Annotated in this window: 1 protein-coding gene; it reads right to left on the bottom strand. The window is 62.4% G+C overall.

Annotated elements, in window-relative coordinates; all coding sequences use genetic code 11:
- Positions 1-4 precede the first annotated feature (4 nt).
- Entirely contained in the window at positions 5-26974 is a 26970-nt protein-coding gene (locus ACFRFQ_RS21970; RefSeq protein ID WP_378662208.1) for a non-ribosomal peptide synthase/polyketide synthase, read from the bottom strand.
- Positions 26975-26988 lie beyond the last annotated feature (14 nt).

The following is a 26988-nucleotide window of genomic DNA, read 5'->3' as shown; positions in this document are numbered from 1 at the left end:
GGCTTCAGGAATCAGCCGAGAGAGCCCGCGCCAGTGCCGGGCCGATGACCGTCATGGCCTGCGGTTCGATCATCTCGTTATGGGCGCAGTCGACGGGTATCTCGTCGACCCTCCCGGTTACGAGCGGCTTCCATTCCTGCGGTGATCTCTCCCTGGTATCACTGTCGGCTTCGCCGGTGGCCGGAAAGATAATCAGGTTCCCGTCGTACACTTGCGGGACGAATTGATGACCGATCCGCTGCGAATTCTCGTACCCCGCAGCAATTCGTTCGAGATCTTCGCCCCGTATCCCGGTCTCACTCCCGAGCGATTCGTCCAGCAACGCGGCGGCATGTTCGAAGGACATCTCACCTCCCGATTCGATCTCCAACCCGAGTCCGCGCAGCAGATCTCGAACATCGAGTCCGCCGTGAGGTGCCACCTCACCGTTGTCCGGGTAGCTGTCCATGACAGCCAATACGGCGACCTCACGGCCCGACAATTGAAGTTCTACAGCCATGGCGTGTGCGATGACCCCGCCGAGCGACCAGCCGAGCAAGTCGTACGGACCGTGGGGTGAGATGGCCTCGATTTCCTCGACATAGCGGTTCGCGAGTTGTTCGATCGAACGGTAGTCACCGTCGTCACTGATCGTCGGCAACTGCAAACCGTACACGGGCCGATCGGGTGGTAGATACTGCACCAAACCGGCGTAGCCCCAAGACAATCCAATTCCCGGATGCACGCAGAACAACGGCCGACCGCTCCCCTCGGCGCGTAGCGGAATCACCACGGCAAGAGCCTCTTCCAGATCGGCACTCGCTGTCGGGATATCAAGGCGTCGCGCGATCCCCGCGGGCGTCGGGTCGAGGAACATCCATTGAAGCGGAATCCTGCGATCCAAGCGGGAATGCAGGGCGGTGACTACTCTGGTCGCGATCAGCGAATTGCCGCCGAGATCGAAGAAGCTGTCGGCAGTGCCGACTCGATCTACTCCGAGAACCTCGACAAAGGCGTCCACAACAGCATGTTCGGTTTTGGTGGTCGGTGCGTGGTACTCCGCACCGATCGACCCGAATTCCGGTGCCGGCAAGGCTTTTCGGTCAAGCTTACCCACCGGCGTCATCGGGATGCGATCGAGTACCACCACCGCAGCCGGCACCATATGGGACGGCAACCGTTCCGCAGTGAAGGCGCGTAGGTCCGCCGGCTCCACCTCGTGTCCGTCCACTGCTCGCACGTACGACGCGAGAACCGTGTCGCCCGATGGAGCGGTATGGCCGATGGTTGCGGCAAAGTCCACCGACGGATGACGCACGAGAACGGCGTCGATTTCGCCGAGTTCGATCCGGAAACCTCGAACCTTGACCTGGAAATCGCTACGTCCGATGTACTCGAGGGTGTGGCCGACTCCATGTTCCGTCCCACTGTTTTCCGTCGCTCCGTGTCCCGACTCGCGCCACCGGACTACATCTCCGGTTCGGTACATCCGGCGCCCCGACTCACCGTACGGGCACGCGACAAATCGCTCCGAGGTGAGGACAGTTCGATTGTGGTAACCGCGCGCCATGCCGGGCCCGATGATGTACAACTCGCCGTGAACACCAACCGGAACAGGCTGCAGTCGCTCGTCTAGGACCAGGAAGCCGAACCCTAACGCGGGTGCCCCGATGTTCACCCCTTCGCCTGGCCGCATCGGCGCGCTGACGCTGGCCTGCACGGTGGTTTCCGTCGGTCCGTACCCATTGTGCAGGCTACGACCAGGCGCCCATTGCGCGACCACATCCGGCGGGCAGGCTTCCCCCACCAAATCGAGGACGTGCAGCGACTCGAATCCGTTGTCGCCCAACGCCGCCAGCGCTGTGGGTGTGATAGTGGCATGGGTGACCTGCTCGTCACGGAGGAGGTCCGCCAATTCACTTCCGCCGTAGACTGCGGGCGGAACGATCACGACACGCGCCGACGCACTGAACGCCATCATCAACTCGAACACCGACGCGTCGAAGCTCGGCGAGGCCAACTGCGATACCCGCGAATCGTGAGTGACCTCGAATCGTTCTCGCGTTTCCGCGGTGAGGTTCGCCAACCCACGGTGAGTGACGTTGACACCCTTCGGCTTTCCGGTCGAACCCGAGGTGTAGATGAGATACGCCGGATGTTCGAGATGCAGCGGGCACGTCCGATCCCGGTCGGTGACCTCTGCCGCCGACTCCGCCGCCACACACTCCGCAAAATCCACGTCGTCGAGCACCAACCAGGGAACCGTGTCGGGTAGTTGACCTCGACTGCCCGTCACGGTCAGTCCAACGGAAGCACGGCAGTCTGCGAGCATGTACTCGATCCGCTCGCGCGGGTATGCCGGATCGACGGGCACAAACGCCGCTCCCGCCTTCGTGACCGACCAGATCGACACGACGGACTCGATCGAACGGGGCATCCCCAACGCGACAAAGGTTTCCGGTCCGACTCCACGCCTTCGTAGAACCCGCGCCACCCTGTTGGACCACTCGTCGAGTTCGCGATAACTGACGTGGCGGTCCTCGTAGGTCAATGCCACCGAGTCCGGATCGAACGCCGCAGCGGTTGTCAGCAGCTCGGGCCACAACTGGGGCCGCACTGCCGGCTCGCCGAGCGCCGGCACCATCGTGCGGCGATCCACCTCTCCCAGGAGCGGAATGTCGCCGATCAGCCGGTCCGGGTTCTCGGTGACGGATTCGAGAATGCGCACGAACATATCGGCAAACCCGGCAACGGTCTCCCTGTCGAAAAGATCGGTGGCAAAGTCGACGGCACCGCTCATACCCGTCGGCGCACCACGGTCGTCGAATTCCTCCGCCAGGAGGAATTCGAGGTCTACTTTGACGACGTCGAGCTCGGGATCGATCCCCCGCACGTCCAGCTCCGGCAGCGTCAGCACCGGCCGATCGTTGTTCTGGAACTCGAGCGACACCGACGCAATCGGCGCATACGCCGTCGATCTACTCGGACCGATCGTGTCGACCACTCGCTCGAAGGGGACGTCGGCATTCGCAAATGCACCGAGATCCACCGCGCGGCAATGTTCTGCCAGCGCGCGGAACGACTGTGCCGGTTCGACTTTCGTCCGCAGCGCCAACGTGCCGACAAACATGCCGATCAGGTCGTCGAGAGCGCGATCCCCCCGGCCGGCGATCGGCGTCCCGATCACCACATCGTCGGTACTGCCCAGACGCGCCAGCAAGATCGCAAGCGCGGCATGCACGGTCATGAACTCGGTGGAGTGATGCCGGCGCGACAATTCTCGGATGCGACTGTGAAGTTCCCGCCCAACGCTGAAGTGCACACGAGCGCCGTGGAAGGTCTGCTGCGCCGGCCGGTCATGATCGAGGGGCAGCTCGAGGAGATCCGGAGTACCGGCCAGCGCGCTGCGCCAATAGGAAAGTTGCTCCCCGATCACCGACGCTGGATCGTCATCATCACCGAGCACCTCTCGTTGCCACAACGCGTAATCTGCGTACTGCACCGACAACGGCTCCCAGTCCGGAGCGGTGCCTCGAGTGCGCGCCTGATAGGCCGTCATCAGATCCCGAACAAGCGGGGACATCGAGAAGCCGTCGGCCGAAATATGATGTACCACAACAGCCAGAACGTGTTCGGTGTCGGTCAGCGCAAACAGTGCCACCCGCAACGGAACGCGCGCAGTCACGTCGAAACCTGCTGACACAAGCCGGGCAAGCTCGTCGTGCAATTCGTGCTCGTCTGTAACACGATGAGGCAGCAGGGGTTCCACCGCACTCTCGGCCGGGAGTATCTGTTGGACGGGTGCAGCGCCACGGACCGGGAACATGGTCCGCAGCGACTCGTGACGGTCGACAAGATCGGATACCGCCGAACCCAAGGCCTCCAGATCGAGTTCGCCGCTCAACCGAACCGCGATCGGAATGTTGTATGCGGGAGAACTGGTGTCGAGCTGATTGACAAACCACATTCGCTGCTGAGCGAACGAAAGTGGAATATCTCCCGGCCGGGTACGGTTCTCGAGTCGCGGACGTCCGAATTCTCCGGCGCGCAACTCCTCGGTTGTACGCAACTGCTCGATGCGCGTGGCCAGGCCCTCAACGGTCGGTGCCTCGAAGAGATCCCGCACTCCGCTGTCGACACCGAGCACTGTCCGGAGCCTCGCCGTGACCCGAGTTGCACTGAGCGAATTGCCACCCAAGTCGAAGAAATCGTCGTCGGCACCCACTCGTTCGAGACCGAGCACATCGGCAAAGACTTCCGCGACTGCCCGCGCTACCGGCCCGGTCGCCTCTCGGAAGGGCCGGGTCCGCGACAGTGTGTCGGGGACCGGCAGGGCCGAACGGTCGAGCTTGCCCACCGCTGTCAGCGGAATGCTCGCCAGCACTGTGATCGAGGAGGGAACCATGTGCGAGGGCAATCGCGTCGACAATGCGTGCGCGAGTACCTCAGCATCGAGCGCACGTCCAGCGGATGGTACGACGTACGACGCAAGCAGGGTGTCTCCGGCAGGACCACGGTGCGTGATCGTGGCCGAAAATCCGACGTAGGGCTGCGCCAGGAGAGCGCTGTCGATCTCACCAGGTTCGATGCGGAAACCGCGAACCTTTACCTGAAAGTCACTGCGACCGACGTACTCGATGGACTTCTCCGGCGTCCAGCGCACGATGTCTCCGGTGCGGTACATACGAGATCCCGGATCGGCGGGATTGGCGACGAAACGTTCGGCGGTCAGCCCTGGGCGCCGATGGTATCCACGCGCCAATCCGGCCCCGGCCAGATACAGCTCGCCTGGCACGCCGACCGGGACCGGTTGCAGACGAGCGTCGAGTACTACTTCGCTCACACCGCGAATCGGTCCGCCGATGGTGATCGGATCCCCCGCGACCATCGGCGCGCTGATGTTGGACATAATCGTCGTTTCGGTCGGCCCGTAGGCGTTGTGCAACCGCCGAACCGGCGCCCAGCGAGCGACCAGATCGGGTGGGCACGCCTCACCGCCGACCACGAGGTCCGAAAGATGTTCGAGGCCGGCCGGATCGAGAGACGCCAGAGCTGCGGTGGTGATGAATGCGTGGCTGACGTCCTGATCGGCCAACAGCCGGGCGAGTTCCTCACCGCCGTAAACGTCAGGCGGCGCAATCACCATCGTCGCGCCGGCGCCGAACGCCTGCAGGTATTCGAAAAGCGACCCGTCGAAACTCGGCGTGGAGAAGTGCAAGGTTCGAGATCGCGAGCTCACGGAGAACCGGTCGATCTGATCGCGGGCGAAGTTGTCGAGGCCCTGGTGCGTAACGACCACCCCTTTGGGCAAGCCCGTTGACCCCGACGTGTACACGACGTACGCGGCGCAATCCATCCTGATCGGACGGATTCGGTCGGAATCTGTCACCGGAGCCCCGGAATGCTCCTCGCATTCGCCAACGAAGTCGGGGTGATCGAGAATCAGCCAACGCGCTGTTCCCGGGAGGCGATCGTGATGCTCGGTTGTGGTCACACCGACGCTTACTCCCGAGTCTGCGAGCATATGACTGATCCGCTCGTCCGGATATTTCGGATCGATCGGCACGAACGCAGCGCCCGTTTTTGCCACCGCCACTATCGACAGTACCGAGTCCAGCGAGCGCGGAATCCCCACGGCCACCTGGTTCTCCGGTCCAACACCACGCGAGATCAGCACTCGGGCAATTCGATTCGAGCGTCGGTCCAACTCCTCGAAGCTCATGTCGCCGTCCTCCGAGACGACGGCGATCGCGTCGGGATCACGGGTGGCGGCGTCGACGAAGATCTCCGGCAAGGTGCGGGTCGAACCGCCACCGGGGCCACGGACCGGCATCAGTTCGCTGCGCTCGCTATCGGTCAACAGGGATACGGCGGCCAGAGGTTGGTCCGGGCGAAGACACTGCTCGAGCACCCGGAGCAGGCGTCCCGCCATGGATTCGACTGCGTCCGAACCGAAGACGTCGGAAAGATACTCGAATTTCAGATGCAACCTGGCGTCGATCGACGCAACCAAACTCAGCGGATAGTGAGCGGCATCTTTGGCATCTACGCCGGTGACGCGCATTCCGGCGATGTCGGTGTCGGTCGACAATCCCTCGCGGTCAACCGGATACGACTCGAACACGGTCAACGTGTCGAATCCGATTTCCGGGCCACCGACGTCTTGAATCTCGGCGAGACCGAGATAGTGATGATCCAGCAATGCTGCCTGCTCAACCTGAACCCGATCGAGCAATTCGCCCAACGTCTCGTCGTTGCGCAGACTGATCCGGACAGGAAGTGTGTTGATGAACAGTCCGATCATCGTTTCGATTCCGCCCAGTTCAGGTGGTCGGCCCGACACCGTGGCACCGAACAGGACGTCGCCTCGGCCGGTCATTGCAGCGAGTACGATCCCCCACGACACCTGCACCAGCGTGTTCATTGTCAGTCCGCGCGACCGCGCAGTCTCTCGCAGACGAGTAGTCGCGTCTTCACCGACATCGAACACCCACTCTGCCGTCATAGTGGACAGCCGACGCGCGCGATCCACGGGAGCGAGCAGCGTCGGGCCGTCCACGCCGGAGAGGGCCCCCGCCCACGCGTCACGGGAGTCGCCGTGATCGCGGCGACTCATCCACTCGAGATAGTCGCGGTACCCGCGGGTGCGCGGCAGTGCCGACGCGTCACCGCCGACGGCGTACAACGTCAACAGTTCCTTGACCAGCAACGGCATCGACCAGCCGTCGAGCAGGATGTGATGGTTGGTGACCACCAACGTGTACGTGCTCGGTGTGATTGTGATCAGAGTGAACCGGATCAGCGGCGGTTGCGTCATGTCGAATGGCGTCGACCTGTCCTGCGCGAGAACGTGGTCGACGTTCGTCTCGCCGCCGGTCGTGAGATCAACCTCCAGCCATGGCGGGGTCACCCGGCGTCTGACCACCTGCACAGTCCGACCGTCTACGTCGTGCAGAAAAGCCGTACGAAGGTTGGCATGCCTGTCGAGCAGTGTGGCAGCAGCGAGGCGCAGCCGATCGGGATCCACATCGCCGACAAGGTCGAGCGCGACCTGTACGAGGTAGGCGTCAACAGACTCGTGATCGTGTGCCGGCTCGTCCGCCAGTTCGGCATGGAAGAGGAGCCCCGATTGCAGGGGTGAGAGTGGCCAGACCTCGGCCAGGTCCGCGCAACGACTTTCGAGATCGTCGATCGCGTCCTGCCGAAGCTCGACAAGATCGAAGTCGGACGGCGTGAACCCGCCCCCGGATTCCGCGTGCGCACCGAGCGCAGCAAGCGCTTCCATCCACAGTTGAGTGAGTTGTCGTGCGTCGTCGCCGGTGAGAACACCAGGTGGGTACGTCCAGGTCGAGCTCAATACCGGACCGTCGTCGGTGTCGACCGTCATTGCATTGATGTCGACGACGACAGCCAGTGGCAGGTCTGCCGTTGTAGCGTCGCGCAGTCCGCCATCGTCGATCGGCGCCCAGCCGACTGAGCTGTCGGCGCCGGCACTGCCTAGCCGTCCGTGATAGTTGAAGCTGATCTGCGGAGCGGGTAGCGGCGAAAGTTGCCGAGCCGTGTCACGGTTCAGATATCGGAGCAGACCAAAACCGATGCCACGATCCGGAACTGCACGAAGCTGTTCCTTCACCGTCTTGATCGCGTTACCCATCGAAGGACCGCCGGCATAGGCGTCGTCGAGATCCACGCCCTTCAGATCGAGGCGAACCGGGAAGATCGTGGTGAACCATCCGATGGTGCGGGCCAGATCTGCGCCGGGAACGACGTGCTCTTCGCGGCCGTGACCTTCGAGATTCAGCAACGCTTCCGCCTGAGTGATCCCGCGATCACGACGCCACCGAATCAACGCCAGGCTCAGCGCAGTCAACAATCCGTCGGCAACACTGCTGTGAAAAGCCTGGGGCACGGCCAGGAGCAGTTTCTCGGTCAACGCGGCGGGAACTCGCACCTCGATGTCTGCGGCGGCGGCTCCGGTGTCCGTAGATGTCAGGGGCCGCACACCCAGCGCGGGATCAGGGCCGATGAGCGTCTGTCGCCAGAATTCGAGCTCAGCACCGCGGTGCGGGTCATGGGCGGCGTCGACCAGTGCGTGCGACCACCGGCGCATCGAGGTCCCGACCGGCGCTGGGACCGGTTCGACACCGGCCTGAACCTGAGCGCAAGCCAAGGCAAGATCGGGAACCAGTATTCGCCAGGACACGCCATCCATCACCAGGTGATGAACCGCAAACAGCAAGCGGCCCTCTCGATCCGGCCCGCTGTCGAGCCACACGATCTGCACCATCACACCGGACTCCGGGTCCAGACGACCTACTGCCGCATCGAGTTCCCTCACGGTAGCCGTGCCGGCGGAGTCGGGGGTGGTTGGCTCAGGAGTGGTTGACTCGGAGACAGTGGGCACCCGCCGCACTACTGCCGACGCCTTCACCGAACCTCGGTCCATCACCTCCAGCGCCCAACCGTGATCGCCCGCCTTACTCTGACCGGTTCGCAGGCGCCCTCGCAAGACGTCATGTCGGTCCAGCACAACCTGCACGGCTGCCGTCAGGGTGTCTTCGTCGAGGTTGCCTGGAACTGTGAACAGTGCAGATTGTGAGTAGCGGCGGAAATCTCCGCCACGATCGAACATCCACGCAGCGATCGGCGTCAATGCGATCTCACCGACACCAGCGCCGGGCAATTCGTCCAGAACGACGTCGTCGCCACTCGTTCGAGCGGTCTGGGCGAGCGCCGCAACGGTTTTGCGCTCGAACACATCGCGCGGTGTGATCAGAACTCCGGCTGCCTTGGCGCGGGTCACCAACTGGATCGACATGATGCTGTCGCCGCCCAGGGTGAAGAACGAATCGTCGACGCCCACCGTGCCCAGTCCTAAAACCTCGGCAAACAGTTCGACGAGAATGCGTTCGTTCTCGGAAACCGGGGCTCGGCTCACCGTGACCTTTTGCCCGAAGTCTGGTTCCGGCAGCGCTTGTCGATCCAGTTTCCCGTTCCCGGTCAGGGGCAGTTCCGCCAGGACGACAACAACCGACGGCACCATATGAGATGCCAACCTCTCCGCGGCCTCGCCGAGGAGCGCAACCGGGTCGATCACGGCGCCGGCCTCCGGCACCACGTAACCCACCAACCGGTCACCGCGCGCCACCGCCGCCGACTGCGCCACCCCCGCTCCGGCGAGCAAGGCCGACTCGACTTCACCGAGTTCGATCCGGTAACCCTTCACCTGCACCTGCTGATCGTTGCGACCGAGATACTCCAACTGGCCCTGCTCATTCCATCGCGCCAGGTCGCCGGACCGGTACATACGCGCCCCGCGTGTGAAGGGATCCGGAACAAATCGTGCGGACGTGAGCCCGAACCGGCCGAGGTACCCCCGTGAGATCTGTGCACCGGATACGTACATCTCGCCGGCCACGCCCGGTGGCACCAGATGCAGCCGATCGTCGAGCACGTAGACCCGTAGGCCAGGCAACGCCGGGCCGATCACCGATGCGGATACGCCTCGCACAATGTTCTGATCCAGCGGTAGACAGCTGACATGCACCGTTGTTTCCGTGATGCCGTACATGTTGACCAGGCTCGGGGCGCTGTCGCCGCGTCGCGAGTACCAACGTTCCAACTGCCCGAAGTCGAGTGCTTCGCCGCCGAAGATCACATACCGCAAAAACAGATCGGGCTCACCGGCCAGGCGGTCGGCCTGGGCTAGTTGGTAGAAGGCCGTCGGAGTTTGATTGAGCACGGTGACGCGCTCGCGCTGCAGGAGTTCGAGGAACGACTCAGGTGAGCGAGCGGTGAAGTGGTCGACCAGTACCAGTCGACCACCGTGGGCGAGGGCACCCCACATTTCCCAGACCGAGAAGTCGAACGCAGCGGAATGGAACATCGTCCACACATCGTCTTCGTCAAACCCGTACAGCGACTGGGTGTTTGCCAGCAACGTGACCACATTGCGGTGCGTAACCGCCGCGCCCTTCGGCCGTCCGGTCGAGCCGGAGGTATAGATCACGTACGCCACCGAATCGAGATGCAGCGGGCGAGTCCGGTCGGCATCTTTTACCGTCGACGACGGAAACCGTTGCAGCGCAGTCACAGTCTCTTCGCTGTCCACCACGATCGTGGGAACACTCGCAGACTCCCATGCGCCGCTGTCTTCGACTGTCGTGAGCGCTTCGATTGTCGTGAGCACACAGACAGGCGCGCTGTCGCTCAGCAGGAACTTCACTCGCTCCGCCGGCGAAGCAACGTCCACCGGGAGGTAGCCCGCACCAGCCTTCACCACGGCAAGCAGCGCCACCACCAGATCGACAGAACGCGTCATAGCAACGGCAACCAGAGTTTCCGCGCCTACTCCCCGCGACACCAGCAGTCTCGCGAGGCGATTCGCCCGCTCGTCGAGTTCGCGGTAGGTCACCGTACTGCCGTCGCAGGTCACCGCAACCGCTTTTCCCGCTGACACCACCGACCGATCGAAGAGATCCCCCAGCGACTGCGGTCCAGCATCAACTCCCGGCCGGTTCGGGCTCAGGAGTACACGCTCACGTTCGGCCGGGAGCAGGACGTCGATATCGCCGACCGACACAGACTGATCTGTGGCAACGGTTTCGACGACACGCACAAATCGTTCCGATATACGTTGAACCGATGCGTGATCGAAAACATCGCTCGCATAGCGGAAACCGGCGCTGATTCCGGCGGGTGAACCGTGTTCGTCGACCAGCTCGACGAGACTCAGTTGCAGGTCGAACTTTGCCACGTCCAGATCGATGTCGAGTTCGTGGACAGTCAACTGCGGCAGTTCCAGTCGCAGGTGGCCGGCGTTCCGGAATTCGATGACCACCTGAAACAGTGGTGTATGCGCCGTGGACCGTTCTGGTGCAAGCGCGTCCACCAACCGCTCGAAGGGAATATCCGCGTGCCCGAACGCACCGAGATCTACGGACCGCACCGTTTTCAGCACATCGGCAAATGAAGCTCCGGGCGACACCGGCGTTCGAAGCACAAGCGTATTGACGAACATACCCACCACATCGTCGAGTAACGCTTCACCCCGGCCCGCGACCGGCGTCCCCACCGAAACGTCACCCGAGCCCGACAACCGTGCCAACACCACAGCCAGTGCAGCGTGCATCACCATGAACAGCGTCGAATTACTCTGGCGCGCAATATCGGCCAGTTCACGGTGAAGGCCGGCCGGCATGTCGAACGGCACCACGCTCCCTTCCGTGGACCGCTGAACCGGCCTCGGTCGATCCAATGGCAACGGCAGGACATCGGGAATGCCGGACAACGCTGCCGTCCAGTACCCGAGCTGATCGGCAATCACCGACTCCGATTGTTGCTCGGTGCCCAGAACCTCCCGCTGCCACAGGCTGTAGTCGGCGTACTGCACGGGCAAAGCCGCCCACCCCGGACTCTGATGTTGCGTGCGCGCTGTGTACGCACGCATCACATCCCGAGCGAGCGGTGTCATCGAGAATCCGTCAGCCGAGATGTGGTGAGCGACAATGGCAAGAACGTAGCGTTCGGAAGACAATCGCAGCAACTGCACGCGGATCGGAAGGTCCGTGGTGACATCAAATCCTGTACCGATGAAGTCCCCGATCACGCCGTGAAGTTCCTGATCGCGCACCGGGATCGGACGAAGGTCCGGCGCGACATCCGAGGGTTCGAGAATCAGCTGACGCGGCCCGTCCGCGGAGCCTGGGAACACTGTTCGCAAGGACTCGTGCCGGTCCAGCACATCATCGAGTGCCGCCCGGAGAGCATCCAGATCCACCGCCCCGTCCAACTGAAGGACAACGGGGATGTTGTACGCCGACGAGGACGTGTCGAACTGGTTGACGAACCACATGCGGGCCTGAGCGAGGGACAGCGGGATTCGATCGGGACGCGGCCTGGCCGCGAGCGCAGGTTGCGTGAGTTCGGTTCCTACAGTCGACTCGAGCCTGGCAGCGAGCACGGAAACCACCGGCGTGTCGAACAACCCGGCAACGCTCAGTTCGGTGTTCAACGAGCTGTTGATCCGTCCCACCGCTCGGGTCGCACTGAGTGAATCCCCGCCGAGTGCAAAGAAACTGTCGTCGGCGCCGACGCGATCAACGCCGATCACGTCGGCAAATACCTGCGCGACCGCTTCCTGCACGGGTGTGCTCGGAGCTCGATACACCGCAGCGGCAAATTCGGTTTCCGGCAAAGCTTTTCGGTCCAGCTTGCCGTTCGCGGTCACCGGCAGTGCCGTCAACACCGTCACCACCGACGGCACCATGTACGCGGGCAGATCCTGTGCAGCCGAGTCGAGCAGTTCACGCTCGACCAGCGTCACACCCGCACCAGCGACAACATATGCCGCAAGGAATTCCCCGGCGGCCCCGCTTCGGAGAACCACCGCAGCCTGAGCGACCCCGTCGTGGCGTGCCAATACTGCCTCGATCTCCCCCAATTCGATCCGCTGGCCCCGCAACTTCACCTGGAAATCGCTGCGACCGACGTACTCCAACTCACCCGAGCCAGAAAAGTCCCTCACTCCGCTCCACCGCACCAGATCCCCAGTCCGATACAACCGCTCACCCGGAGCACCGAACAGATCCGCCACAAACCGATCCGCCGTCAAATCAGCCCGCCCCTGATACCCCCGAGCCAACTGCACACCACCGAGATACAACTCCCCCACCACACCCACCGGAACCGGATGCAAACGCCCATCCAACACATAGACACGCGTGTTCCACACCGGCACACCGATAGGCACTCCGGTTGCCCCTGACCTGATAACGTCCGCCCCGAAATCTTCCGGCCCAACCTCATGGAACGTCACATCCACCGACGCCTCCGTCGGGCCGTACAGATTGTGCAGTTCTGCATTGCTGCACCGCAGCAGACGCGCAGCCGTCGACGCTGCAAGCGCCTCGCCACTGGTGAACACCCGTCGCACTGAGTCACCGCCGACGTCACCGCCGGCAAGAAACACCTCGAGCATCGACGGTACAAAATGCACCGTCGTGACCGACTCGTCGCGGATCACCCGGTTGAGATACACCGGATCACGATGCCCACCAGGCTCCGCGATCACCAACCTGGCACCAACCTGCAACGGCCAGAACAACTCCCACACCGAAACGTCGAACGTCACCGGAGTCTTCTGCAACACCACATCGTCACCGGTGAGCGAATAGCGATCCTGCATCCACAGCAACCGATTGACTACACCGTCGTGTGGAACCACCACACCCTTCGGTCGACCCGTCGAACCCGACGTGAACATGACATACGCCGGATGCTCCGGCCGCAGCGGCGCAATGCGCTCGCTACCGAGCACCGGGTCCGTTGAATACTCCTCTACATCAACATTATCCAGCTCCAGCACCGCCACACCGGCGGGCAGCACACCTCGTTCGGCGGCTGTGGACAGCACCACCACCGGACTGGCCACTCCCACCACATACCCGACGCGCTCCGCAGGCTGATCGGGGTCGATCGGAACATACGCCCCGCCGGCCTTCACCACCGCATAGATTGCCACCAGCATCTCCAGCGACCGAGAAACCGCAACACCCACCCGCGCTTCCGGACCCACGCCCATACCGATCAGCAGCCGCGCCAATTGGTTCACCCGCGCATCGAACTCGATGTAGGACAACACCGCACCGTCGATCACCACCGCACCGGATTCAGGAGTGCGCGCCACCTGCGCATCGAAGAGATCCGCCAAGGTCGTGGCGGGCACGCCGCGACCCGCCATTTTCCGAGAATCTGTATTCCGCGAACCTGTATTCCACGAACCCAGCACCAACTCCCGCTCACCGTGGGCAAAGATGTCGACTTCACCCACCGGGGTGGCGGCGTCAAGGGCAATCGTCTCGAGAACCCGCACCAACCGATCGGCGTACAGGCTCACCGTCGCGGCATCGAAGGTTGACGGTTGATAACGCAGGCTCAGCCGCAACCGGGGTTCGAGGATCGAGAGCAGGGTCAGCGGATAGTGCGTGGCATCGCGAGCATCCACACCCGTTACCCGCATGCCGGCGATGTCCACGTCATCGTCCAGCCCGGACGTGTCGACCGGGTACGACTCGAATACCGACAGCGTGTCGAACAGATTGCCCACACCGACACGGGCCTGTATCTCGCCGATCCCTATCTGGTGATGATCGAGGAGAGCGGCGTGCTCCCCCTGCATCCGAACCAGCAACTGCGCGCACGTCTCGTCCGGATTGATCTGCACCCGCACGGGCAGTGTATTGATGAACAACCCCAGCATGTTTTCCACCCCGGACAGTTCCGGCGATCGTCCCGAGACAGTGGCGCCGAAGACGACGTCGTCCCGAGAGAGCAAGCGGGACAGAAGAACACCCCATGCTGCCTGAATGACCGTGTTCATCGTGACCCCACTGCGTTGCGCGGTTGCAATGAGGGCATCGAGCACCGGCGCGGGCAAGTCGACGTCCACCTCCGCCGGCATCGCAAGGTGCGCGCCAGGCACGGAAGGTGCCAGCAACGTCGGCTCGGCAACACCAACCAACGCGCGTTCCCACGCCTGTGCTGAGGCTTCGGAATCCCGATGCGCCAACCAGCTCAGATAGTTGCGGTACGAAGGAGATTCCGGCAGATCCACAGGGGTTCCGCCAGCGGCGTACCGTGTCAGCAGCTCACGCACCAACACGGGCATCGACCAACCGTCGAGAACGATGTGATGGTTGGTCACCGCCAACACGTATCGCTCGGGTGCAGTGCGCAGCAGTGTCAGACGCATCAGTGGAGGTGCGTCGAGGTTGAACCGGGCGCTGCGATCCTCGTCGAGATAGCGCCGCAATTCCGCGTCGGCAGCCGATCCGTATCCGGTCAGATCCACCTCCCGCCACGGAATCTCCACGTCGTCGACGACCACCTGAGCCGGCACACCGTCGCTACCGTACACAAACGCAGTACGCAGATTCGGGTGACGCGCCACCACACCTGCTGCAGCGCAACGCATGCGCCTCGCATCGACGGAACCTTCCAACTCGATGCACAACTGCGCGGTATAGACGTCCACGGTTTCTGATGCCACAGCGGCGTGAAAGAGCAGGCCCTCCTGCAGCGGCGAGAGCGACCACACGTCGCGCAGAGCAGGGAAGCGCTCCTCCCACAATTCGATCTGCGCTTGGCTCACTGACACCAGCGGAATATCGGAGGGGGTGAGCCCACCCGCACCCGGTAGTGACGCATAAGTAGCAAGGCCTTCGAGGCCACGACGCCACAGATCGGCAATCGCCGTGACGTCGTCCTCGGTGACAACACCGGTCGGGTAAGTGAAAGTCGCAGTTAGATGTGGTCCGTCCGGACCGTCCTCGACGGCAGCGTTGATGTCGATCACGGACGCGACCGGCATCGTGTGGTTCTGTGCACCACCGAGCTCACTGCTACCCGCAACCGGTAGCCAGTCTTGCGTTCCGTCGGAGGTGAGCACCCGTCCCAGGTAGTTGAAACTGACTTGAGGAGAACCGAAATGACGAAGCGACGACCCTTCGCCATCGAGGTATCGCAGCATTCCGTAGCCGATTCCGTGATCCGGGATACAACGCAACTGCTCCTTGACGGCTTTGACCGACTGCCCCGCGGCACGACCGCCGGCCAGCGCGTCGTCGACATCGATTCCGGTGAGATCCAGGCGTACCGGATACACGGTGGTGAACCACCCGACAGTGCGGGAAAGATCTGCGCCGGGGACTACGTTTTCCTCGCGGCCGTGCCCTTCGAGAGTGATCAGGGCATCCGCTGCAGAAGTTCCCTGTCCACGAGTTTCCTGTTGGCCCCGCCAACTGACGATGGCCAGCGTCAGTGCGGCAAGCAATCCGTCGCCCACACTTCCGTGGACAGCCGTCGGCAATGTGGTGAGCAGACTATTCGTCACCGCGGGCGGCACCTCGACGGTGACGGTACCGACGGTCGAGTGGACGTCGATTGCGGGATCGAGTGGCCGCGAACCGATCAACGGATCCGGGCCGTCCAGGATGCTCTTCCAGCGGTCGAGTTCACTACTGCGGGCGAGTTCACTGCTGCGGGCGAGTTCACTGCTGCGGGCGAGTTCACTGCTCCGCTCACGCAAGCCGTGAGACCAGCGTCGCATCGACGTTCCGACGGGCGCGAGAGAAGGAACCTCGCCAGTCTGGAGTTGTCCCACTACAGATGCAAGATCCGCGATGAGGATGCGCCACGACACGCCGTCCACCGCGAGGTGATGAATCACCACAAGGAGTCGGCCGCTGGTGTTCGGGACGTCGAACCAGATGATGCGTATCAGCACGCCGGTGGCCGGATCCAGAAGGTCGGCGGCCGCCTGGAGTTCCGCGGCTGCCAAGGCGGCAAAGTCGTCACCGTCCACCGTGTCGACAGATATCCGTCTGATCGACGTGTCCGCTGTGATCGAACCCGGCGGCAGTACCTCAAGGCCAGGCTGTGCGCTATTGCTGAGGACCAGACGCACCCGCAGCATGTCGTGGCGATCGAGCACTTCCTGGACTGCTCGCCCGAGAACGTCCAGGGTGAGCCCGGCGGGCGCAGCCAGTAGCAGGGCTTGAGAGAACCGGTCGAGTTGGCCACCGCTGCGTTCCAGCATCCACGACACAACCGGGGTCAAGGGAACGAAACCGACGCCGCCACCTGGCAACTCGTCGAGAGTATCCGCGCCGTCGCCCTCGAATCGCGCCGATTGCGCAAGCGCCGCAACGGTTCTGTGATCGAACACGTCTCGAGGACTCAGGATTACACCGACAGTCTTTGCGCGAGCGACTAATTGAATCGACATGATGCTGTCCCCGCCGAGTGCAAAAAACGAATCGTGGACGCCCACTGATTCCAGTCCGAGCACCTCGCTGAACAGTCCGGCAAGCAACGCCTCGGTCTCGGTTCGCGGCGCTCGATCCGGTGTCACCGCGGCGGAGAAGTCGGGCGCGGGCAGCGCCGCACGATCAAGTTTTCCGTGAACCGTGAGGGGAAGAGATTCGAGGATCACCAACGCGGCCGGAACCATGTACGACGCCAGTCGCGCGCCGACGGCCTCCAGAACGTCTCTCGAATCGATCGCTGCGCCGGTTTCCGGAACCACGTATCCGATCAACCTGTCACCGCTGCCGTCACCGTTCCAGACGTGCGCAACGGCCTGGGCCACGCCGTCGTGCGCACCGAGTGCCGATTCGACCTCTCCGAGCTCGATACGGAAACCACGGATCTTGACCTGGGAATCGCTGCGCCCGAGGTACTCCAACTGCCCGCCACTCGACCAACGCACCCGATCGCCGGTGCGGTACATCCGCGTTCCCGCCCGGCCGAAGGGATCGGCAACAAAACGTTCGGCGCTCAGGCCTAACCGCCCGTGATAACCACGTGCAAGAGCAGGACCGGCAAGATACAACTCGCCCGCAACACCGACCGGTACCGGCTGGAGCCGTGAATCGAGAACAACTTCTGTGAACCCGCGGGTGGGGGCGCCGATGGTGACCGGCTCCGAAGGCTCCAGGGGTGCACTGATACTCGACACAACTGTCGTTTCCGTCGGACCGTAGGCATTGAACATTCGCCGGCCCGGCGCCCATCGCGCCACCAGTTCGGGCGGGCAAGCCTCGCCTCCCGTCACCACACATTCGAGTGCTGTGAGGCCGGTGGGGTCAACCGACGCCAGTGCCACCGGAGTGACAAAACAATGCGTGACCTGCTCGGATTCAAGGAGTTCCGCCAACGCTGTTCCGCCGTAGACGGACGGCGGTGCTATCACCATCGTCGCGCCCGCACCGATAGCCAACAGCAATTCGAGAATCGATGCGTCAAAGCTGGGCGATGCAAAGTGCAGTGTCCGCGATCCCGTTGTGGTTCCGAATATTTCGTGTTCCTGAGCGGCAAAGCTGCCCAGACCACGGTGTGTCGTCACGACACCCTTGGGTGTGCCGGTCGACCCGGAGGTATAGATCAGGTACGCCGGATTGTCGATCCGGATCGTCGATGTCCGCTCCTCATCGCCGATCCTCGACGTCGAGTAGTTCGACAGCCGCTCGCCGAAGTCCGGTTCATCGAGCACCAACCACGGCACTACGGTGGGAAGTGTGGCGTGGTGCGCCGCCGTTGTCACACCCCGCACTGCGCCGGAGTCGCTGAGCATGTATTCGATTCGTGCCGAGGGATGATGCGGATCAACCGGCAGGAAAGCAGCGCCCGTCTTGGCCACAGCCCACAGTGCCAGAATAGAGTCGACGGAACGCGGGACGCACAATGCGACCACGTTCTCGGGCCCGATACCGACCTCGATCAGCATGCGGGCCAGTTGATTCGAACGCTCGTCGAGTTCGCGGTACCGGACCTCACGCTTGTCGTAGATCAGCGCAATGGCATTCGGATCGTGAGCAGTTGCGGTTGCCAACAGATCCGGCAACGTATGCGGGTCCGTTGCCTCCCCACCGCGCACCGGGGTCAGGTCGCCGCGTTCATCAGCGCCGAGGATGTCGATATCTCCGACCCTCACCTGTGGATCAGCGGTGACAGCCGCGAGTATTCGCTGCAGCCGTCCCGCAATCGTAGCCACCGAAGAATCGTCGAAAAGATCTGTGGCATAACTGAATTCTGCATCCAGACCGGCGGGGCCGCCGTCGGCACCCACTCGTTCCGACACAGTCAATTGCAGATCGAAATTGGTGGTGTCGATCTCGACGTCGACGCTGCTGACCTGCAGATCGGGAAGCTCCAGCGTCGGCCGCTCGATGTCCTGGAACTCCAGCATGACCTGGAAGAGAGGAGAGTACGCCGTAGAGCGTGAGGGATTCACAACTTCCACAACACGTTCGAAGGGAACCTCCGCATGTGTGAACGCACCCAGATCAGCTTCGCGGACGGCTCCGAGCAATTCGGCGAACGTCGCGCCCGCGTCAATCGTGGTGCGCAGAACAAGCGTGTTGACGAACATGCCGACCACGTCGTCGAGTTCTCTCTCACCACGGCCCGCGATCGGTGTGCCGACGGCAATATCACCGGAATCACTCAACCTCGCCAACATCGCTGCCAACACCGCATGCACCACCATGAACACGGTGACGTGGTATTCCCGCGCCAGGGCTGCCACTGCCGCGTGAACGTCTGGCCCGATCGAGAACGGGACATGCCCCCCACGAAGCGAACGAACAGCGGGACGAGGACGGTCGGTGGGTATCTCCAACACCTCGGGCAGCCCTGACAACGTGCTCGCCCAATACGCCAGCTGCGTCGACACCAGCGACTGTTCCTCGGATTCCGAACCCAGCCACTCGCGTTGCCACAATGTGTAGTCGGCGTACTGGACCTCGAGTGGAACCCAGTCCGGTGCCGAACCGTGTACACGTGAGCGATACGCGCCCATGACATCCCGGGCCAACGGCGTCATCGAGAACCCGTCGGCAGCGATGTGATGCACCACCACCGCCAGGACATGAGAAGCCGTCTTTCCCTCGATCCGGAACAGACGGGCACGCAACGGGACCTGCTCCGTCACGTCGAAGCCTTCGGAGAGCACCTGCACACACTTCTCGCGCAGTTCAACATCGCCCGACACCGCGATGGGATCGAGATCGGGCACTGCGCTCGCCGTAGGCACGATTACCTGATGCGGGCCGTCATCGGTGAGCGGAAAGATGGTGCGCACTGCCTCGTGTCGTTCGACAACGTCACCAAATGCTGCCTGCAGAGCACTGACATCGAGCGCGCCGTCCAACCGCAGCGCAAACGCAACGTTGTACGCCGACGACGACGTGTCGAACTGATTGACGAACCACATCCGCTGCTGCGCCAGCGACAGCGGAACTTCCGCAGCGCCACCCCGCGGCTTCAGAGGCGGTCTGGATTCCACGCCGTCATTCGACTGCGCCAATACCGCCAAATCCGCGACGGTCGGGGCGTCGAATACGTCCCGCACACCGATTCTGTCCCCGACAACAGCATTGATCCTCGCGACCAGCCTCGTGGCGATCAGCGAGTTCCCGCCGAGCGCAAAGAAATTGTCGTCCGAACCTACTTTCGCGACTCCGAGGAGATCCGCAAAAACGGCAGAAACAATCTCTTCGATCGGGTTACGTGGCGCAAGGTACCCGGCCACGCCTGATTCGAAATCCGTTTCCGGCAGCGCTTTTCTATCCAACTTTCCATTTGCCGTGACCGGAAACTCGTCCATCACCACCAGTACCGACGGCACCATGAATCCTGGAAGTTCAGTCGCGGCTCGCTCCGATATCACTCGCTCATCCACCGTCGCGCCGGGCTGGGGAACCACAAACCCGGCGAGATAACCGCCCGCAGCACCGCGCCGCAGCACCACTGCCGCCTGGGCTACCCCGTCGCACCGGGCGAGAGTGCCCTCGACCTCGCCGAGTTCCACCCTCTGACCGCGCACCTTCACCTGGAAATCGCTACGACCGACGTACTCCAACTCACCCGACCTACTGCCCCTTGCCCCACTCCACCGCACCAGATCCCCGGTCCGATACAACCGCCCACCCCGCGCTCCGAACGGATCCGCCACAAACCGATCCGCCGTCAAATCAACCCGTCCCTGATAACCCCGAGCCAACTGCACACCACCGAGATACAACTCCCCCACCACACCCACCGGAACCGGATGCAAACGCCCATCCAGCACATACACACGCGTGTTCCACACCGGCACACCGATAGGCACTACCGTGGCCGCCTCGGGCCTGAAATCTTCCGGCCCAACCTCATGGAACGTCACATCCACCGACGCTTCCGTCGGACCGTACAAGTTGTGTACCGCGACACCGGGAATTAATTCACGCATCCGCAGCGCAGTCCCCGGCGGCAACGCCTCACCTGATACGAATACCCGCCGCAACTGTGAACAGCGAGGTGCCGACGCGTCGGCAACAAACACCTCGAGCATCGACGGCACAAAATGCACCGTCGTCACTGACTGCTCGACGATCAAGTCCGCGAGATAGGCCGGATCACGATGCCCACCCGGTTCTGCGATCACCAACCGGGCACCAACCTGCAACGGCCACAGTAACTCCCACACCGAGACGTCGAACGTCACCGGAGTCTTCTGTAACACCACGTCACTGCCGTCCAACGGGTAGTGATCCTGCATCCACGCCAGACGGTTGACTACACCCTCGTGTGGAACCACAACACCCTTCGGTCGACCCGTCGATCCCGACGTGAACATGACATACGCCGCGTGTTCCGGCCGCAACGGAGTCAGCCGGTCGCCATTCCCGATGGGTGAACTCGAAAACTCTTTCACATCAACGTGATCCAAGTCGACTGCCGGAACACCGGCGGGCAGGATCAAACCTTCACTCGACAGTGTCAGCACCACCACGGGATCCGCGGTGTCGACCACAAATGCCACCCGATCCGGCGGCTGATCCGGATCGATTGCGACGTACGCACCACCTGCTTCGAGCACGGCATACACCGCCACCAATAACTCCACCGAACGGGGAATGGCAACGCCAACTCGAGATTCCGGACCAACACCCACCGAGATCAGGAACCGGGCCAACCGATTCACGCGTTCACTGAACTCCTGATACGACAACGTCGTTCCGTCTAATTCCGTGCCGCCGAATATGACGGCCGGCGCATCCGGTGTCCGTGACACCTGTTCATCGAACAGTTCCATCAACGTCACCGGAGGAACCGGTCGATCCGTCTCGTTCCACAACTCGACAACTGCGTCACGCTCACGCGAGTCCACAACTGCTACGTCACCGACAGGAAGGCTCGTATCCGAAATTACCGCGCTCAGAATTCGAACGAACTGCTCCCCGAACCCCGCCGCCGTGTCCCGATCGAAGATGTCCGTCGCGTACGTGAACGACGCCGCAAAGCCTGCTGCTGCACCCACGTCGTCACGGCGTTCCGCAAGCGTCAACTGCAGATCGAACTTGGCGACGCCGGCATCGACCGGTACCACGTCCACCGCGAGGCCCGGCAATTCCAGGTGAGGTGCGACAGTGTTCTGGAACTCCAACAGAATCTGGAAGAGCGGTGAATACGACGTCGAACGTTCCGGAGTCAACGCTTCCACGACGCTCTCGAACGGCACCTCGGTGTGGCCGAACGCCGCAAGATCCACCTCACGCACTCCGGCCAGTACTTGCTCGAAAGTCGCAGCGGAATCTACCGCCGTCCGCAGCACCAGTGTGTTGACGAACATCCCGACCAGGTCGTCGAGTGCTTCCTCACCACGACCGCCAGTCGGCGTCCCGATCGTGATGTCTGCTGATCCGCTCATCCGCGCCGTCATCACCGCAAGCACCGCATGCATCACCATGAACACTGTGGTGTTGTGCCGACGAGCAAGTTCGAGGACTTGACCGTGCAATTCCGGGGGAACCGAGAACTCGACGGTCTCTCCGCGTAGCGATCGCTGCGCCGGCCTCGGCCGATCGAGAGGTAAGTCGATAACAGCGGGGACGCCGGACAGCGTCGCCTTCCAATACCCCAGCTGCGAGGCCATGACGCTGCCCGGATCTTCGTCGGTGCCGAGAACGTCTCGTTGCCAGAGGCTGTAGTCCGCGTACTGCACCGGCAGCGGGAGCCAATTCGGATCCTGCTCGGCCGCTCGCGCCGCATATGCTGCCGTCAGGTCGCGGGCGAGCGGCGCCAGTGACGCTCCGTCCGCCGAAATATGATGCACCACAAGAACCAGGACGTGTTCAGCGGGATTGATTCGGAACAACGCACCGCGAACGGGCACACCGGCGCTCACATCGAAACCCTGACCAGCAAGTTCGGTGATCCGTTGATCCAACGTGTCGCGCGTGGCGTCGACCTGAGGAATCAAATCGGCGGTCACCGACGCCGGCGGAACAACAACTTGAACTGGGCCGTCCACCGACGCCGGATACACCGTGCGTAGTGACTCGTGACGATTGATCACATCTGCCATCGCGGCCCGGAGTGCACCTACGTCCAATGTTCCCGAGAGCCGCACCACCATCGGAATGTTGTATGCGGGCGACGATACGTCGAACTGATTGACGAACCACATACGTTGCTGCGCAAGAGAAACGGGAACACTGCTCGGCCTCGGCTGCGCGGTCAGATTCGAACGACCGGAGCGAGTGTCGGACCGCGCACTGCGAATTTCCACCGCCAACTCTTCAACTGTGGGAGCCTCGAACAAACTCCGCACACCAAGGTCGACCCCTTCCGTGGCATTGACCCGCGCGATCACCCTGGTTGCGACAAGGGAGTTTCCGCCAAGATCGAAGAAGCTATCGCCCAGTCCGATCCGTTCAACCCCCAAGACGTCGGCAAGTATCTGTGCAACAACCTGCTCCAATGGGTCGAGCGGGGCGCGGAATTCGTCGGCGCCTCGCAGAAATTGTGGCGCCGGCAATGCGGCACGATCAAGCTTTCCCACCGGTGTCATCGGCAACGCTTCGCGCAACACGATCGCCGCCGGCACCATGTAGGTGGGTAAATGCTCCCCCACGTAATCCGTCAGGTCCGCGGGCGAAATCACCGGCCCTTCGGCGGGCACAACGTACGAGACGAGCACGGTATCGCCTGACGGAGCAGTTCGTGCCACTGTTACCGCCGTCCGCACCCCCGGATGCGCGTGCAGGAGAGTGTCGATTTCACCCAGTTCGATGCGGAACCCGCGCACCTTGACCTGGAAGTCGCTGCGACCGACGTATTCGAGTGTGCCGCCGCGGCGGCGCACCACGTCTCCCGTCCGGTACATCCGGCTACCAGGGTGGCCAAAGGGGTTGGCCACAAACCGCTCTGCCGTCATTCCCGGCTTCCCGTAGTATCCGCGAGCGAGAGCTTCACCTGAAATGTAGAGCTCCCCGGCAACACCGTCCGGGACGGGATTCAACCTGGAGTCGAGGACAACTTCGACGTACCCGCGAAGTGGGCCACCCAGAGTGATCGGTCCCGCCGGCGACATCGGCGCAGCGATATTTGCCATGACGGTGGCCTCGGTCGGCCCGTAGGCATTGCACAATCTGCGGCCAGGGGCCCAACGCTGCACCAGTTCCGGCGGGCAGGCCTCGCCGCCGAACACCACGTCCTGAAACTCGGGGAGGTCGTCCGCAGGTGTTGATCCGAGTGCTGCGGTGGTGATGAATCCGTGGGTTATCCGTTCGGTTCGCAGGAACCTGGACAGCTCCTCGCCGCCATAGATAGTGCGCGGAGCGATCACCATTGTCGCTGCGGCCCCGAACGCCTGCAGATACTCGAAGATCGACGCGTCGAAGCTCGGGGTCGAAAAATGCAGTGTTCGTGAGTTCGGCGTAGCGCCAAACCGTGAGAGTTGCTCAGCAGCAAAGCTGTCCAGTCCGCTATGGGTAACCGATACACCTTTCGGCCGCCCCGTGGAACCGGAGGTATAGACTACATAGGCAGGATTCTCACGACGCAAGGGACGAACCCGATCCGCATCGGTAACCGCCGAGATCGGCATCGCCGCGCAGCGATCGCGAAACACGTTGTCGTCGAGAATAATCCACGGAATCGAATTCGGCAGTGAGGATTGCTCGGCAGATACTGTCAATCCCGTCACAGTGCCGGAGTCAAGCAGCATGTGCTGGATTCGTTCAGCTGGATACGTTGGATCCACAGGCACAAATGCCGCACCTGACTTCACGACTGCCAGCACGGCCAGAACCGACTCGATCGAGCGCGTCATACCTAGCGCCACAAGATCTTCCGGTCCGATGCCACCGGCAGCCAACACGCGCGCCAACTGATTCGAACGTTCGTCGAGTTCTCGATACGTTACCGAGGCGCCAAGATAGGACAGCGCATCACCGTCGGGATGTGCCCGCACGGCCGCATCGAACAACTCCGGCAATGTTCGCTGCGAATGTCCCGGCAGGGCGTCGAGCGGAAGGAGCGCTTCCCTCTCGTCATCGGAGAGAATGTCGATGTCGCCGACCACTGTCTCGGGATCAGCGGTGACTGTCTCCAGAATTGCTCGATATCGAGTTCCGAGACGCGCCACGGTGTCGGGATTGAACAGATCGGTGGCAAACCGCAGCATCACCCTGATGCCGGATGGTGTGCCGTCGTCGCCGAAGGTTTCTGCCGCCGATACCCGAAGGTCGAATCGACCGATACTGTTACCAGCTTCGTCCACAGCAGTACCGCACTCGAACAACACCTGGACGATGGGCGAATATGCAGGGGAATCACTAATGTCCAGCTCCCCCACCAACCGATCAAACGGTATATCGGCACGCTCGAATGCCTCCCTGTCGACGTTGGCGACGTGGCGCAGCAGTCGCGTGAAGCGCTGATTCGGCTCGACCTGATTGCGAAGCACCACGATGTTCGATCCCGCGATGTTCGATCCCGCGATGTTCGATCCCGCGATGTTCGATCCCGCGATGTTCGATCCCACCGACACCGGCGTCCCGACCGCTACATCGACTACACCGCATAGCCGACTGGTTAAGAGCGCAAACCCAGCGTGTAGTGCCTCAAACGTGGTGGTGCTGTGTTCCCGAGCAAGCGAGATCAGGCGCTGATGCGTGTCAGCGTTGACCTGAACTTCGACGCGCTCGGAATGCAACGATTGCGCCGCGGGTCGAATTCGGTCGGACGGAAAATTCAGTAATTCGGGCGTCCCCGCGAGTTGGGTCTTCCAATACTCGAGTTGCCCGGCTTCACGTCGCAGTGTCACACCGGCGCGGAAAGATCGGTCGTGAATGGTGGCCAGCCGTGTATCAGGCGCCGCCGTGATCAGTTCTTCCAGCAGTTCGACGAACTGACCGTGGTGCGCACGCAGTACCGAATCCTCGTACCGGCTCGGATTCGCGCGGAAGTCGACGAACAGTTGATCCGCGCTCGGATACACGTTGACCAGGAGATCTTCGACCGGACCTGACGTCACGATGTGGTATTCACCCACCATCGGTCCGAGCTCAACTTCTTGTCGGAACAGCATGACATTGACCATCGGCCCGGCCAATCCATCGTCACTGCCGACACCGCTTGTACTGACACCGATGTCCCGGCGAATGTCTTCAAGACTGCAGCGCTGATGCCGTAGTGCTCCCATCAGCTCTCGCTGAACGTGTGAGCTGAGTTCGGCAACCGTCTCGGCTTCGTCGACCGAAATGGTCAGGGGTGCAACGTTGACCGTCATGCCGCCGGACTCACGCAGCACCGCCGTTGTCCGGCCCGACATCGGAACTTGCACCAATACAGTGTTTTTCGCGGTAAGCCGAGCCAGGTAGCAGGCCAGTGCGCTGATGATGGTCGCCGCCTGACCATCGGATTCCAGGAGAACGGCAAACGATTCCCGCGACAACACGGCACTCTGAAGTTTGCTCACTGTGTGTGCGGGTTCGCGTCCGACCGCCAAAGCTGAGCCGGTACCACCCGAGTTACGCTCCGCCCAGTACTCGCGATCGGTGGTAAAACGGTCAGACGACCGGTAGCGACTGTCGATGTCGTAGAGTTTGCGCAGTGGCGCAGCGCGATTCGGTTCCGGTTCACTCCCGGACACCGCTGCCGAGTACCGGTGCGCAATACGATTCATCAGCGTCATCGCACCGAAACCGTCCAGAGCCACATGGTGAATTCGGCTGTACCACAAGTAGTGCAGCTTACCCACGCAGAGCACCGAAGTTTCGACCAGTCGATCGGTTCCGAGATCGAGAGTGGTCTGATAGTCCCGCTGCATCCACTCGTGCGCAGCGGCCATAGGGTCGTCGTAATCGCGGAAATCGATGAGGTCGACCGGGATCTCTATCGAGTTGTCCACGTACTGCATCGGCTGGCCGTCGACCTCGAGCACCCTGAGCAAGGGCGACTGAAACTCCCGCGCGACCGTCCGGGTTTCCCGGCGTAACAGATCGACGTCAAGAGCCCCCCTCAACTCGACGTAGTGCGCTATCGAAATCGGCACCTTCGGCTCGAGTTGCTGCGCGAACCAGGTCGCACGCTGCGCGGCGGAGAGGGGAAACAGCTCTACGTCCGAAACTCGAGCGGGCTGTTGCCTGACATCGAAGCGTTTCACAATAGTGCCACCCT

The organism is Rhodococcus sp. NPDC056743, assembly GCF_042790355.1.
Lineage (GTDB): Bacteria > Actinomycetota > Actinomycetes > Mycobacteriales > Mycobacteriaceae > Rhodococcus_F.
The sequence above is the reverse complement of the archived record's forward strand: the minus strand, read 5'-3'. Positions and strand labels throughout refer to the sequence as shown.